This is a genomic window from Pseudomonas sp. NPDC077408 (genome assembly GCF_050269105.1).
In the GTDB taxonomy this organism is placed as follows: domain Bacteria; phylum Pseudomonadota; class Gammaproteobacteria; order Pseudomonadales; family Pseudomonadaceae; genus Stutzerimonas.
The window spans coordinates 156,335-169,339 of the sequence record NZ_JBNNHS010000008.1; the positions used below are offsets into that span (position 1 = coordinate 156,335).

Annotated in this window: 13 protein-coding genes; 7 read left to right on the forward strand and 6 right to left on the reverse strand. The window is 63.0% G+C overall.

Annotated elements, in window-relative coordinates:
- Positions 1-158 precede the first annotated feature (158 nt).
- Complete coding sequence (locus tag ACQKEK_RS18570) at positions 159-1,862, forward strand: alpha/beta hydrolase (protein WP_499143995.1); 1,704 nt, start codon at positions 159-161, stop codon at positions 1,860-1,862.
- Between the two features lie 56 nt (positions 1,863-1,918).
- On the opposite strand, the gene pbpG is transcribed toward ACQKEK_RS18570, so the two are convergent.
- Positions 1,919-2,860 carry a D-alanyl-D-alanine endopeptidase gene (gene pbpG, locus ACQKEK_RS18575; protein ID WP_241529723.1) on the reverse strand — a complete coding sequence of 314 codons (942 nt, stop codon included), beginning with the start codon at positions 2,858-2,860 and terminating at the stop codon, positions 1,919-1,921.
- Positions 2,861-3,276: 416 nt separating this feature from the next.
- Between pbpG and ACQKEK_RS18580 the strand changes: the two genes are divergently transcribed.
- Both ACQKEK_RS18580 and ACQKEK_RS18585 read left to right on the forward strand, forming a co-directional pair.
- On the forward strand, positions 3,277-3,588 hold the full coding sequence (locus tag ACQKEK_RS18580) for a glycine zipper domain-containing protein (protein ID WP_045422911.1): 312 nt from the start codon (positions 3,277-3,279) through the stop codon (positions 3,586-3,588).
- Positions 3,589-3,603: 15 nt separating this feature from the next.
- Entirely contained in the window at positions 3,604-4,215 is a 612-nt protein-coding gene (locus ACQKEK_RS18585; RefSeq protein WP_499143994.1) for an NAD(P)-dependent oxidoreductase, read from the forward strand.
- A gap of 7 nt (positions 4,216-4,222) precedes the next feature.
- On the opposite strand, the gene aroE is transcribed toward ACQKEK_RS18585, so the two are convergent.
- Together aroE and hemF are read right to left on the reverse strand one after the other, a co-directional pair.
- The gene (aroE, locus tag ACQKEK_RS18590; protein ID WP_499143993.1) at positions 4,223-5,041 is read right to left on the reverse strand and encodes a shikimate dehydrogenase; all 819 of its coding nucleotides are present in this window, start codon (positions 5,039-5,041) and stop codon (positions 4,223-4,225) included.
- A gap of 51 nt (positions 5,042-5,092) precedes the next feature.
- Positions 5,093-6,004, reverse strand: coding sequence for an oxygen-dependent coproporphyrinogen oxidase (gene hemF / locus ACQKEK_RS18595; protein ID WP_499143992.1), 912 nt, complete (start codon positions 6,002-6,004; stop codon positions 5,093-5,095).
- 150 nt (positions 6,005-6,154) lie between these two features.
- On the opposite strand from hemF, the gene ACQKEK_RS18600 reads away from it, so the two are divergent.
- Positions 6,155-7,132 carry a quinone oxidoreductase family protein gene (locus ACQKEK_RS18600; protein WP_499143991.1) on the forward strand — a complete coding sequence of 326 codons (978 nt, stop codon included), beginning with the start codon at positions 6,155-6,157 and terminating at the stop codon, positions 7,130-7,132.
- A 41-nt stretch (positions 7,133-7,173) separates the two neighbouring features.
- On the opposite strand, the gene tsaC is transcribed toward ACQKEK_RS18600, so the two are convergent.
- From tsaC to ACQKEK_RS18615, 3 genes are all read right to left on the reverse strand, one after another.
- A complete protein-coding gene (tsaC, locus tag ACQKEK_RS18605; protein WP_499143990.1) occupies positions 7,174-7,731 on the reverse strand; it encodes an L-threonylcarbamoyladenylate synthase type 1 TsaC in 558 nt (185 codons plus the stop codon).
- A gap of 63 nt (positions 7,732-7,794) precedes the next feature.
- Positions 7,795-8,886: a DNA-processing protein DprA gene (dprA, locus tag ACQKEK_RS18610; protein ID WP_499143989.1), complete on the reverse strand. Its 1,092-nt coding sequence runs from the start codon at positions 8,884-8,886 to the stop codon at positions 7,795-7,797.
- Positions 8,887-8,972: 86 nt separating this feature from the next.
- Positions 8,973-9,998: a LysM peptidoglycan-binding domain-containing protein gene (locus ACQKEK_RS18615; protein ID WP_499143988.1), complete on the reverse strand. Its 1,026-nt coding sequence runs from the start codon at positions 9,996-9,998 to the stop codon at positions 8,973-8,975.
- 148 nt (positions 9,999-10,146) lie between these two features.
- Here ACQKEK_RS18615 and def point away from each other — a divergent pair, with 148 nt between their 5' ends.
- From def to rsmB, 3 genes are read left to right on the forward strand one after another with little or no spacing between them, the layout of a single operon-like run.
- Positions 10,147-10,653 (forward strand): peptide deformylase, encoded by a 507-nt coding sequence (gene def / locus ACQKEK_RS18620; RefSeq protein WP_499143987.1) that lies wholly within the window; start codon positions 10,147-10,149, stop codon positions 10,651-10,653.
- Positions 10,654-10,695: 42 nt separating this feature from the next.
- Entirely contained in the window at positions 10,696-11,637 is a 942-nt protein-coding gene (fmt, locus tag ACQKEK_RS18625) for a methionyl-tRNA formyltransferase (RefSeq protein WP_499143986.1), read from the forward strand.
- Positions 11,638-11,642: 5 nt separating this feature from the next.
- A complete protein-coding gene (gene rsmB, locus ACQKEK_RS18630; protein WP_499144093.1) occupies positions 11,643-12,965 on the forward strand; it encodes a 16S rRNA (cytosine(967)-C(5))-methyltransferase RsmB in 1,323 nt (440 codons plus the stop codon).
- The last annotated feature ends 40 nt before the right edge of the window (positions 12,966-13,005 follow it).

The window sequence follows — 13,005 nt, forward strand, 5'->3', positions numbered from 1 at the left end:
TACAGACGGCGCTATGCCGATACTGGGTGATAGATATCGTTGGCCATTTACGAGGCAGCGAGTCGATTGAGAAGGGAACCGCAACGGCCCGAACGCCTCGAAAAGACCAGGCGGCAGCCGCCGCGGAATCAATCATCGACGAAGCTATGGGGTTTCGAATGAGGCTTCGCACACCATTGTCCGCCTGGCGTTCGCTGTCCGGTTTTGGCCTGCTGTTGGGCACACTGTTTTTCTGCGCGGCGTTGACGCCCTCGCTGTTGCCGCGCTCGACCCTGAGCCAGGGCGTGCTGGCTGGCGCAGCACTGGCCGCTGGCTACGGCCTGGGCGTATTCGCCCGTTGGCTGTGGCGTTACATGGAGCTGGCGGAGCCGCCGGAACGTTTGCGCAGCCGGGTCAATATCATCATCGCCATCGTCAGTGCGACGCTGGCGGCTTATTTTCTCAGCCAAGTCACCGGCTGGCAGAACTCGATCCGCTCGTTGATGGGCATGCCGCCGGTCACCAGCGGGCACCTGCTGGAAGTGATACTGACCGCGCTGGCGACTTTTCTGATCCTGCTGATCCTGGCGCGCCTGTACCGCCTCGTTTCGCGCTTCGTTTCGCGCCGTGCCGATCGCTTCCTGCCGCGCCGGGTCGCGAATGTCATTGGCGTCGTGGTCGCCCTGACATTGTTCTGGTCGCTGGTCACCGATGTGCTGGTCACCCGGGCACTGAAGGTATTGGACGCGTCCTTCGCGCAATACGACGCGCTGATCGAGCCGGAAGCGGCGCAACCGGCCTCACCGCTCAAGAGCGGCAGTCGCGAATCGCTGCTGCGCTGGGACGAGCTGGGGCGTACCGGCCGCGAGTTCATTGCATCCGGCCCGTCGGCTCGGGACATAGCGGCCATCAGCGGTCGAGCGGCGCGTGAGCCGATCCGTGTCTACGTCGGCTTGCGTGCCGCCGAAACGCCTGAAGCGCGCGCGAGACTGGCCCTGCGCGAGCTGCTGCGCACCGGCGCCTTCGAGCGGTCGGTACTGGTGCTGGTCACGCCGACCGGCACCGGCTGGATCGACCCCGCCGCGATGAACAGCGTCGAGTACCTGCACCATGGCGATGTCGCCAGTGCGGCGCTGCAGTACTCCTACCTGAACAGCCCGCTGTCATTGCTGGTGGAAGCCGAGTACGGCGCTGACGTGGCGCGGGCACTGTTCGAGGAGGTTTATGACTACTGGCGAGAATTGCCGACCGAACGACGGCCAAGGCTCTACTTGCACGGCCTGAGCCTCGGCGCGTTGCATTCACAAGCGTCCTGGGAGTTGCATGAGCTGATCGGCGATCCCTTTCAGGGTGCGCTGTGGAGCGGCCCCCCTTTTGAGAGCCAGATGTGGCGGCGAATCACGGACGACCGCAATCCGGGAAGCCCCGAATGGCTACCGCAATTTCGCGATGGTCGTTTCGTTCGCTTCATGAATCAGCACGGCACGCCCGAGCCGATGGACGCTTCATGGGGGCCGATGCGGTTGCTCTATCTGCAATATGCCAGCGACCCGATCGTCTTTTTCGACTACCGCTACGCCTGGCGCCGACCGGACTGGCTGAGCGAGCCGCGCGGCCCGGACGTCACACCGGCGCTGCGCTGGTTTCCACTGGTGACCATGCTGCAGCTGGCGGTCGACATGGCAGTCACCACCCCGACACCACCGGGCCATGGGCATGTGTATGCGCCTGCCGATTATGTCGATGCCTGGCGGTTGGTGACTGCGCCCAACAATTGGAATGACGAGACCTTGTCCCGCCTGAAAGCCCATCTGACCCGCGAACTCGCCAGCGCCGCCGAACAGGACGGCAACGAAGCAGCCTACGGCAATCGTGGCGGCTAGATCGGTGGCCCTTCACCTGGTTCAACCACCACGCGACGAAACGTGGCGGCGAACGGTCAGCGCGTGCCGATCACCGTCGCCGCATCGCCCGGTTGGCCAGCCAGCTGACGTTGGGCCATCTTCTGCTGCTTATAGGCCAGAGCAGCCGGCGCGACCGGCGTCACCTTGCCGGTTTCCATCCACTTCTTCAGGCGGTTGGCATCGGCCATGTGGGTGTACTTGCCAAAGGCATCAAGCACTACGAAGGCCACGGGGCGCTTGTTCATCACGGTTCGCATCACTAGGCAATGGCCGGCCGCATTGGTAAAGCCGGTCTTAGTCAGCTGGATGCTCCAGTCAGGCTTGCGCACCAGGGCGTTGGTATTGCGGAAACCCAGGGTGTAGTTGGGCTTGTGGAAGGCCACGGTCTTTTCGCTGGTGGTGCTGAACTGCTCGATCAATGGATAGGCCTGGCTGGCCTTGAGCAGTTTGACCAGGTCATTGGCGCTGGAGACGTTCCGCTCGGACAGGCCGGTGGGCTCGACATAGTGCGTACGGGTCATTCCCAACGCCTTGGCTTTGGCGTTCATCGCCTGGATGAAGGCGCTGTAACCGCCCGGATAATGGTGCGCCAGGCTCGCCGCGGCGCGGTTCTCGGACGACATCAGGGTCAACAGCAGCATTTCGCGACGGCTGATTTCGCTGCCGATGCGTACACGCGAGTACACCCCCTGCATTTCGCGCGCGTCACGGATGGTGACGGACAGGCGCTGATCGAGCGGCAGCTTGGCGTCGAGCGCCACCATCGCGGTCATCAGCTTGGTCACCGATGCGATCGGCACCACCACGTCTGGATTGCTGGAATAGAGCACTTCATTGGTTTTCAGATCGATCACCAGCGCGCTGCCAGAGGCCAGCTCCTGTTGCACAGGGGCCTTCGCAGCAGCGGTGGAAACGGGGGTCAACATGGCGCTGCTGCAGGCGAGCAGCAAGCCGAGAATGGAATGACGAAGCTTCAAGATGGACACCGATGAATTGGCAGTGAAAAAAGGCGCGCCGAAGCAGACGGACGCGGCGCGCATTATACGGAAAAGGCGAGCACAAACATGGTCGCAAGCCCTTATATTTCGGCGCTTGCAGCGTATCAACCGGCCGCAGGGCTCTGGCCGTTTCGCTTGTTTCGCCTCACGGACCGTTCAGCGCAACGGCCACAATCCAAAGCGTAGAACAACATGCGTAGCGCTGCTGGGTTTGCCGGCCCGCGGCTCATAAGCTTGTCGGCAGCGCGACTTTTCGCCACAACCGAGCCGACCGGCGGAACCCGGTCGCTGTTGATAGGTCCGCTTTTAGCAGTCCTGGTGTTTTGGTTGACACGGCCGAAGGCACCTTCACCGCTTCGCAGAGTCCAAACCTTACATTCAAAGGGGAGAACGCTATGTCCCGCTTCAGCCGCACACCCACCACCCGCGACGAAATCGAGCGCGAAATCCAGAATTTGATGACCGCGCTTGACGATCTCAAGGATGACGCCTCGCGCGAGTCGCGTCATCGTTTCAACGCCCTGCGTTCGCGCGCCGAGACGCTGTGGAACGACAACAAGTGGGACGAGCACTGCCACGACCTGTCCCGCCGCGGCCGTGATGCCGGGCGCATGGCCAAGGACTGCGCTCGCGAGCATCCGCTGAGCACGGTCGCTCTGGCCGCTGGCGCAGTTGCGCTGATTGGCTATCTCGCCACGCGTCGCTGATGCGGCCGAGCCGTCATGCTCAACGCTGAAACGCCGCGGCTCAAATTCGCTCTGTATGGCGCGCATTCGAGCCTCGGCAACGCGCTGCTGTGCGAGCTGCTGACGCGGCAACACGAAGCCGTGGCCCTGGTCGATGATCTCAATTCGATGACCGTCCGCCCAGGACTGCGCGCCAAGACCGGTGATCTGTTCGATGCCGTCAGTGTCTCGCAGAGCGTGGCCGGGATGGATGCGGTGATCTGTCTGTACGACAGCCCCTCATTGGCCACAGCCTCTGGCGCAGCAGCCAATCATCAGCCGCATGACCTGTATCAGGCGGTCGATGCCTTGCTGTCCGGGTTGCCAAAGGTCGGTGTCGAACGGCTGATACTGGTCGCCGATCTGTCCGCCAAGGGCGACGATCCGACCGTCACCGCCGCGCTGCAACGCATTGCTGCGCATCCGTTGAAATGGACGCTGGTGGATGCCAACGCTGATGGCGACGACCTGTCGATCGAGGATTTCAGCGTGATTGACGATCTCGACCCCAGCGATCGACGTGTGCAGCTACGGCGTATCGCTGCGGGAATCGTCGACGAGCTGGAGACACCGCAGCACCTGCACGAGCAGATTCACTTCCGTATCTGAGCGACCCTCAAGCGCTGAGCTGGCTGCGCAGCTGCGTCAGAACCGGGCCCGAATCCGGCCGTACCCCGCGCCACAACTCGAAGGCCGCCGCCGCCTGTTCGACCAACATGCCGAGCCCATCGCGGGTTGCTGCGCCGCGTCCGGCCGCCCACTGGCAGAAGGGCGTCGGCTTCGCGCCGTACATCATGTCGTAGCAGAGGGTAACGCCAGGTTCGATGAGGTCATCGCTCAACGGTGGCAGCTCACCGCCGAGGCTCGCCGAGGTGCCGTTGATGATCACTTCGAACGGGCCTCGCAGCTGCTCGAAGGCGCTTGCACTGACCGGCCCCAGCTCGGCGAACTCGCCGGCCAGCTGTTCGGCCTTGGCCAAGGTGCGGTTGGATATGACCAATGCTACCGGGCGTTGCGCCAGCAGGGGCTCGAGCACCCCACGCACCGCACCACCAGCGCCCAGTAACAGAATCCGCTTGCCTTGCAGCGTGACGCCAGCGTTGTCCAGCAAGTCGCGGACCAGGCCAATGCCGTCGGTGTTATCGCCCAGCAGGCGACCATCTTCCAGCTTCTTCAGGGTGTTCACCGCGCCGGCACGCTGGGCGCGCTCGCTCAGCTGGTCGGCAAGGCGAAACGCCTGTTCCTTGAAGGGCACGGTGACATTCGCGCCCAACCCCTGTTTGAAGAATGTGCGGGCATAGCCGGGGAAGTCATCGAGCGGCGCCAGCAAGGGCTCGTAGCTGAGCGTCTGGCCGGTCTGCTCGGCAAACAGACGGTGGATCTGAGGCGATTTGCTGTGGCCGATGGGGTTGCCGAAGACGCCGTAGCGGTCCATTGATGCTCCTAAAAGCAGTAGCGATTCAGAGGTGGTATAGGCTATTCAAGGCTATTCGCCCAGCCAGTCACGATCCTGCAGGAAGTACTCGGTCAGCCGCGCCTCTGGCGAGCCGGGCTCGGGATGCTTGTCGTAACCCCAGCGCACCAGCGGCGGCAGCGACATCAGGATCGACTCGGTACGCCCGCCAGACTGGAGGCCGAACAGCGTGCCGCGGTCGTAGACCAGGTTGTATTCCACATAGCGTCCACGGCGCAGCTCCTGGAAAGCGCGCTCGCGCTCGCCGAAGGCTATCGACTTGCGACGCTGGATGATCGGCAAGTAGGCATCGATGTAGGCATCGCCCACCGCCCGCATGAAGGCGAAGCTGGTATCGAAATCCCATTCGTTCAGGTCGTCGAAGAACAGCCCACCGACCCCGCGCGGCTCGTTGCGGTGCTTAATGTGGAAATAGCGGTCGCACCACGCCTTGTAGCGCGGGTAGACATCGGCACCGAATGGCGCACAAGCGTCCCGGGCGACGCGGTGCCAATGCACGCAATCCTCTTCATTACCGTAGTAGGGCGTCAGATCGAAGCCGCCGCCAAACCACCAGACCGGCTCTTCACCGTCCTTTTCGGCGATAAAGAAGCGCACATTGGCATGCGAGGTCGGCACATAAGGGTTCTCCGGGTGGATCACCAGAGAAACGCCGAGCGCTTCGAAACCACGACCGGCCAGCTCCGGACGATGGGCACTGGCCGAAGGCGGCAGGCCGCTCCCGTGCACATGGGAGAAATTGACACCACCCTTTTCGATCAGCGCGCCGTTTTCAATGACACGGGTCCGACCACCGCCACCTGCGGGACGCGTCCAGGCATCCTCGACGAAGCGGGTACCTCCGTCTTCGGCTTCAAGGGTGGCGCAGATACGGTCCTGCAAGTCGAGCAGGTAGGCTTTGACGGCTTCGGTACGCTCGTTCACGAATTCACCTTGGCAAGTGGCTGCGCCGCCGCCTGGCAGGGACCAGCGCGGCGATGCTGATACAGAAGGTCGGCAAGCATATCACCCGCCAATTGACGGACGCGTCCGGGAAGCGTTGGATAGGCTCCTTTGTATTTATCAGGAGTCAATATGTCGCAGCGCATCCAGTTCAGTCAGCACGGTGGTCCCGAAGTCCTCGAACGGGTCGACGTTCCGGTCGCCGCGCCTGGAGCCGGTGAGGTCCGCGTGCGCAACCACGCTATCGGCCTGAACTTCATCGACACCTACTACCGCAGCGGCCTCTACGCGCCGCCGAGCCTGCCGTCGGGCCTGGGTACCGAAGGCGCAGGCGTGGTCGAGGCGCTGGGCGAGGGTGTCGATGATTTTGAGGTGGGCGATCGTGTGGCTTACGCGACCGGACCTCTGGGTTCCTATGGAGAGCACCACACCCTGCCGGCGCGGCACCTGGTCAAGCTGCCTGAAAGCGTGAGCTTCGAGCAAGCGGCATCGGTCATGCTCAAGGGTCTGACGACCCAGTACCTGCTGCGCCAGACCTATGAGCTCAAGGCCGGGGAAATCGTACTGTTCCATGCGGCGGCGGGTGGTGTCGGATCGATCGCCTGTCAGTGGGCCAAGGCCATCGGCGCCAAACTGATCGGCGTGGTCGGCTCGACCGAAAAGGCGGAACGCGCCAAGTCACTGGGCGCCTGGGCGACCATCGATCGCACGCAGGAAGACGTTGTCCAGCGGGTGCTGGAGCTGACCGAGGGCAGAAAGTGCCCGGTCGTCTACGACTCGGTGGGCAAGAGCAGCTGGGACGTCTCGCTCGATTGTGTCGCACCACGTGGCCTGTTGGTCAGTTTCGGCAATGCGTCCGGCGCGGTTACAGGCGTCAACCTCGGTGTGCTGGCACAGAAGGGCTCGCTGTATGTCACGCGCCCAACCCTGGCCGGCTACGCCACCTCCGCCGAGCGCCTGCGAGACATGGCTGCCGATCTGTTCGAAATGATCGCCAGCGGCAAGATCAAGGTCGAGATCGGCCAACGCTACCCATTGGCGGAAGCCGCTGAGGCGCAGCGCCAGCTGGCCGCGGGCAAGACGACCGGTTCGACCATCCTCTTGCCCTGAGCTGGCAAACCACCGCACCCTGGCGTCAGGGCGTCAGGGCGTCAGGATGCGCGGATGACTTCGCCGTTGCGTATATCACGGATAGTCGAGGGGTTCCGACGTCCACCCAGGCTGCCGCCAAGCACGCCGTCCAGATCCCCGGGGAAGTACTGCTCGACGCGCAGACGTGAGCGCGCCGAAGGTCGGCCGGCCGGGTTGGCCGAGGTGGACACCAATGGGCCGGTCAGGGTGCAAAGCCTCGCCACCAGGGGGTGATCGGTCACACGCAGTGCGACACTGTCGTGTTGGCCGGTGATCCAGTCTGGCAAGCGATCACGGTGCGGGACCAGCCAGGTATTCGGCCCCGGCCAGCTGCCAACCAAGCGGTCCAGCCAACGCTCAGGAAGGTCTTCCAGCAGAAAATCGAGCTGCTCGACGCGATCGGCGACCAGAATCAGTCCTTTCTCCACCGGCCGCTCCTTCAGAGCCAGCAACCGATGTACCGCGTCGCTATCCCAAGGATCGCAGCCCAAGCCCCAGACCGCCTCGGTCGGATAGGCGATCACCCCGCCACGCCTGACGACCCGCGCCGCCTGCTGCACACGCCAATTGCCGACCATTGCCACCTCCCCTGAGATTGATCGGCGAAGTGTACCCAAGCGCTGATGACAGCACAGCAGGCCTCAACCCGCGCAGGCGATCCAGCGGCCGTTCTCGCATGCGACCAGTCCTTCGACTTCCAGCTCGGTGAGCGCTGCGAGGATCTGCGCCAGGGGCTGGTTGACGGCACCGGCCAGCGCCTCGCTGCTCATGGGTGCGGCATGCAGCTGTGCGACAAGCGGGTGGGTTGGCTCGGATCGTTGCGTTTCGGGGGTGGCCGGCGATTGCTGCCAGCCGCGCAGGGCTTGCAAGACGTCCTCGACACATTCCACCAGTGCCGCACCCTGGCGAATCAGCTGGTGGCAGCCGCGGGCGCCGGGATGGTGGATCGAGCCTGGAATCGCATAAACCTCACGACCCTGCTCGGCAGCCAGACGGGCCGTGATCAACGATCCGCTCGAAGGGCTTGCCTCAACGACCAGCACGCCCAGTGACAAGCCGCTGATGATGCGATTACGGCGGGGAAAGTTGGCAGCCTGCGGCGGGCAGTCGAGTGGCAGCTCGGATACTACTGCACCACCCCCCTCGACGATTCGTGCAGCCAGCCCCAGATGGCGACGCGGATACAGCTGCTCGAGCCCGGTCCCCAGCACCGCTACTGTCTTGCCGCCGGCATCCAACGCGCCCTGATGAGCAGCACCATCGATGCCCAGCGCCAACCCGCTGGTGATCACGAAGCCACCGCGTGCCAGGTTGCGAGCAAAGGCGGTGGCGTTATCCAGCCCCGGTCGGGAGGCGCGTCGGCTGCCAACCATGGCCAGCTGCGGTCGCTCCAAAAGGCTTGGATCACCCTCTATGAACAGCAGCGGCGGGGCGTCTGGCAGTTCCTCCAGCAGCCCTGGATAAGCAGGGTCATCCCACATAAGCAGGTGATGCTCCGGCGCCTCCAGCCAGCTCAGGCTGGCTGCGGCGCGCTCACGTATCGTCGGGCTGCGCCTGGCTTCGGCGCAACTGGCAGGTAAGCCCAGCGAGCGCCATGCGGACGCAGGCGCACTGAGCGCCGAAGACGCATCGGGAAAAGCACTGAGCAATTTATGCAGGCGACGCGGGCCCAGCTCCGGCAAAAGGTGCAGGCGCAGGCGCGCTTCCAGTTCGGCAGGGGAAATCGAGGGCATGAGAGCAATCCTTGTCTCGTCGCACCGCATCCTTGCGGTGTCTTACAGCAGAAATGACAAGCCCCGCATGGCGGGGCTTGGGGGCATCAGGGGTTGCGAACCTTATCCATTACGGACAGCGAGCGAGTCGCCTGCAGGACCAGGCCATAGCTGAGCTTGTCGTAGGTCCGGAACACCATCAGCAGGCCCGAACGCTCGTCCGGAATCTTCACGTTTTCGCCGGTAACCCGGTCGCGAACGGTTTCGCCAGTTTTGTAGACCGCGAGCACGTTACCGACTTTCAGGCCGTCTCGTTCACCCTTGTTCAGCGTCACGACATCGAGCTGTCCAATCTGGGTAACGCCACGTGGCACGTCCAGGATCACGCCGTTGATGTCACCTTCCGGCTCGCTCGGCATGAAAGTTGAGTTCACCGCACGTTCTTCACTGGGGAACAGGCGGTCACCGATACGTGCTTCCTGGGTGACTCGCGTGAGCATCATGGTGGCGATTTCGCCCTCCATGTCGACGATCTCCGCGGTGCCGACGTCATCAGCATTGATACCGAGCACTTCACCGGTCTCTGGGTCTTTGTAGGTTTTGCCCTGACGGAAGATGCCGTAAATATTGATTCCATCCTTGAATTCGCCGCGACCATAGATGCGGTCGCCCGAGCCGCTGATCACGCGCTCGGCATTGCCTGCGACGATGTACGGCGCAGCCTGGAATTCTTCGGCGCTGTCGACGATGCGGTTGTTCAGCAGGAAGCTGTTGATCGCCTCGAGCGGAATAGTGGCAATGGCTTCGGCCATCGGTGTGGTGCGGACGGTTGGGGACAGTTTTATAGTCCCGCGCGATGCGCCACGGTTGAGCATCAGGCGCGGCTGACCATCGACGTAGACGAGGCTCAGGCTGTCGCCGGGATAGATCAGATGCGGGTTTTCCACCTGCGGGTTCGCATGCCAGAGTTCAGGCCATTTCCAGGGTTCGCTGAGAAAGCGGCCGGAAATGTCCCAGAGTGTGTCGCCTTTCACTACGGTGTATTGCTCAGGATGGCCATCCTTCAGCTCCACAGCGGCCTGCGCCATGCCGCCAACCGCCACCAACAGCAGGGCGAGTAGTGATTTCCTCATGTGGTGAATCCCTTTATGATGTGCCTTCACGTAAAGCGCCCTAGCGCCGCAGAAACCCTTGTGGAAAGCGGCGTTAAGCCGTTTACAAGCTGCTCGGCATCTTAGCAGCGGCTTTTGACTTTATTCCATAAGTGCATCACAAACGCATATGGCAATCCTGAACATCCTAGAATTTCCCGATCCACGCCTGCGCACCATCGCCAAACCGGTGGACGTGGTCGACGACGGCATTCGTCAGTTGATCGACGACATGTTCGATACCATGTACGACGCGCCCGGCATCGGATTGGCCGCCACGCAGGTCAACGTTCACAAGCGGGTCGTGGTGATGGACCTGTCCGAAGACAAGACCGAGCCTCGGGTCTTCATCAATCCCGAGTTCGAGTTCCTCACCGACGAGATGGAGCAGTACCAGGAAGGTTGCCTGTCGGTCCCCGGCTTCTACGAAAACGTAGATCGGCCGCAGAAGGTGAAGATCAAGGCGCTGGACCGAGACGGCCAGCCCTATGAGCTGATTGCCGAAGGCCTGCTCGCCGTCTGCATCCAGCACGAATGCGATCACCTCAACGGCAAGCTGTTCGTCGACTACCTGTCCAATCTCAAGCGCGACCGGATCAAGAAAAAGCTGGAAAAGCTTCACCGTCAGCAGGCTTGATCTCCTACCCCAAAGGCTTGCAGCAGCAAGCCTTTTTTATTGATGAGTCCTTCTATGCGCATCGTTTTCGCCGGCACGCCGGAATTCGCCGCTCAGCATCTACAAGCCCTCCTCGACGCCAAGCGTCAGGTGGTGGCGGTGTATACGCAGCCGGATCGCCCAGCAGGCCGTGGCCAAAAGCTGATGCCCAGCCCAGTCAAGCAGCTTGCGCTGCAGCATGGGATACCGGTGTATCAGCCACAGACCCTGCGCGACCCGGCTGCGCAGGCGGAGCTGGCCGGTTTACAAGCGGACCTGATGGTCGTGGTGGCCTACGGCTTGATCCTGCCGCAGGCCGTCTTGGACATGCCGCGCCTGGGCTGTATCAACAGCCATGCCTCTCTGCTGCCTCGCTGGCGTGGCGCAGCGCCCATCCAGCGTGCCATCGAAGCGGGCGACGCCGAGTCCGGCGTGACCGTCATGCAGATGGAAGCAGGCCTGGATACCGGACCGATGCTGCTAAAGGTCAGCACGCCGATCACAGGCGAGGACACGGGCGGCACCCTCCATGATCGCCTGGCCGATCTCGGCTCGCATGCCGTGGTCGAGGCTGTATCGGCGCTGGAGGCCGGCACGCTGAAAGGCGAGGCCCAGGACGACACGCTGGCCACTTATGCGCACAAACTGAACAAGGACGAAGCTCGCCTCGACTGGCAGCGCCCGGCAGTCGAGCTTGAACGCCTGGTGCGGGCGTTCAATCCTTGGCCGATTTGCCACAGCAGCCTGGACGGCGTTCCGGTAAAAATCCACGCCGCGCGCTCATCCAGCGGGCAGGGCGCGCCGGGCCAAATCATCGAGGCAAGCAAAGACGGCCTGGAAGTCGCTTGCGGCGAAGGGTCACTGACGCTTACTCGTCTTCAACTCCCAGGCGGCAAAGCGCTCGGCGTAAGCGACCTGTTCAATAGCCGCCGTGAACAGTTTGCGGTCGGCAAGGCGTTCGAATAATGTCGATGAACCCCCGTCTCGCGGCAGCTCGCGCGTTGGCCGTGGTGCTGTCCGGCAAGGCTTCGCTGAACAGTAGCCTGCCCGACGTACTGGCCAAGGTGGACGCTCGCGATCGTGGCCTGACTCAGGAATTGGCGTTTGGCACTGCCCGCTGGCAGCCACGCCTGTCAGGCCTTGCAGAGCGATTGCTACAGAAGCCGTTCAAGTCAGCGGACCGCAATGTCGAAGCCTTGCTCCTGGTCGGCCTTTACCAGTTGTTTTATACCCGCATTCCGCCCCATGCAGCCATCGGTGAAACCGTTGGTTGCGCCGATAAACTGAAGAAGCCTTGGGCGAAAGGCTTGCTCAACGCGGTGCTGCGCAACGCCCAGCGTGACGGTGAAGCGCTGCTCAAAGAGCTCGAACGCGATCCGGTGATTCGTTTCGCCCACCCGCGCTGGCTGCAAAAGTCGCTCAAGGCTCATTGGCCTGGGCAGTGGGAAGCGATCTGCATCGCAAACAACCTGCATCCTCCGATGATGCTGCGGGTCAACCATCGTCAGGTCGAGCGCGACACCTATCTCGCAGAACTGCAGGAAGCCGGCATCGAGGCCTTTCCCTGCAGCCACAGCAGAGACGGCATCCGACTCGCCGCCGCTTGCGACGTCACTCAACTGCCTGGCTTTGCCGAGGGCCGCATTAGTGTGCAGGACGAAGCGGCGCAACTGGCCGCCGGTCTGCTCGATCTGGCCCCCGGTCTACGCGTGTTGGACGCCTGCTGCGCCCCGGGCGGCAAGACCTGCCACATTCTCGAACGCGAGCCTGCCTTGGCTGAAGTCATCGCGCTGGACCTCGAGCCGAAACGATTGCAGCGTGTGCAGGAAAACCTCAACCGCTTGCAGCTCGACGCCAAACTGGTGGCTGCCGATGCCCGAGCCACCGACGTTTGGTGGGACGGCGAACCCTTCCAGCGGATCCTGCTCGACGCGCCGTGTTCGGCCACCGGCGTGATCCGTCGCCATCCGGACATCAAGCTGGCGCGCCAGGCCGATGACATCGCGCCGCTGGCCACGCTGCAGGGCGAGATGCTCGACGCGCTGTGGCCAACCCTGGCAGTGGGCGGGGTGCTGCTGTACGCCACCTGTTCGGTGCTGCCGACCGAAAACCGCGAGGTGATCGAAGCCTTCCTGACGCGCACGACCGGCGCCCGGGAATTGGACCTGCCCAAGGGTTTCGGCGTCGAACAGACGCATGGACGTCAGCTGTTGCCTCAGGACAATGGCCACGACGGCTTCTACTACGCCAAATTGATAAAAGTCGCGGCCCAACCCAATGGCCGACCATCCTAAGGTGGGCCAGACGCCAATGTCTCGGCCACCCCATGCTGTG

Bases quoted from the DNA above. Each gene is read 5' to 3' on its own strand.
- ACQKEK_RS18570 (WP_499143995.1), top strand. From the start codon at position 159: ATGAGGCTTCGCACACCATTGTCCGCCTGGCGTTCGCTGTCCGGTTTT.
- ACQKEK_RS18580 (WP_045422911.1), top strand. From the start codon at position 3,277: ATGTCCCGCTTCAGCCGCACACCCACCACCCGCGACGAAATCGAGCGC.
- ACQKEK_RS18585 (WP_499143994.1), top strand. From the start codon at position 3,604: ATGCTCAACGCTGAAACGCCGCGGCTCAAATTCGCTCTGTATGGCGCG.
- aroE (WP_499143993.1), bottom strand. From the start codon at position 5,041: ATGGACCGCTACGGCGTCTTCGGCAACCCCATCGGCCACAGCAAATCG.
- ACQKEK_RS18600 (WP_499143991.1), top strand. From the start codon at position 6,155: ATGTCGCAGCGCATCCAGTTCAGTCAGCACGGTGGTCCCGAAGTCCTC.
- tsaC (WP_499143990.1), bottom strand. From the start codon at position 7,731: ATGGTCGGCAATTGGCGTGTGCAGCAGGCGGCGCGGGTCGTCAGGCGT.
- dprA (WP_499143989.1), bottom strand. From the start codon at position 8,886: ATGCCCTCGATTTCCCCTGCCGAACTGGAAGCGCGCCTGCGCCTGCAC.
- ACQKEK_RS18615 (WP_499143988.1), bottom strand. From the start codon at position 9,998: ATGAGGAAATCACTACTCGCCCTGCTGTTGGTGGCGGTTGGCGGCATG.
- def (WP_499143987.1), top strand. From the start codon at position 10,147: ATGGCAATCCTGAACATCCTAGAATTTCCCGATCCACGCCTGCGCACC.
- fmt (WP_499143986.1), top strand. From the start codon at position 10,696: ATGAGTCCTTCTATGCGCATCGTTTTCGCCGGCACGCCGGAATTCGCC.
- rsmB (WP_499144093.1), top strand. From the start codon at position 11,643: ATGAACCCCCGTCTCGCGGCAGCTCGCGCGTTGGCCGTGGTGCTGTCC.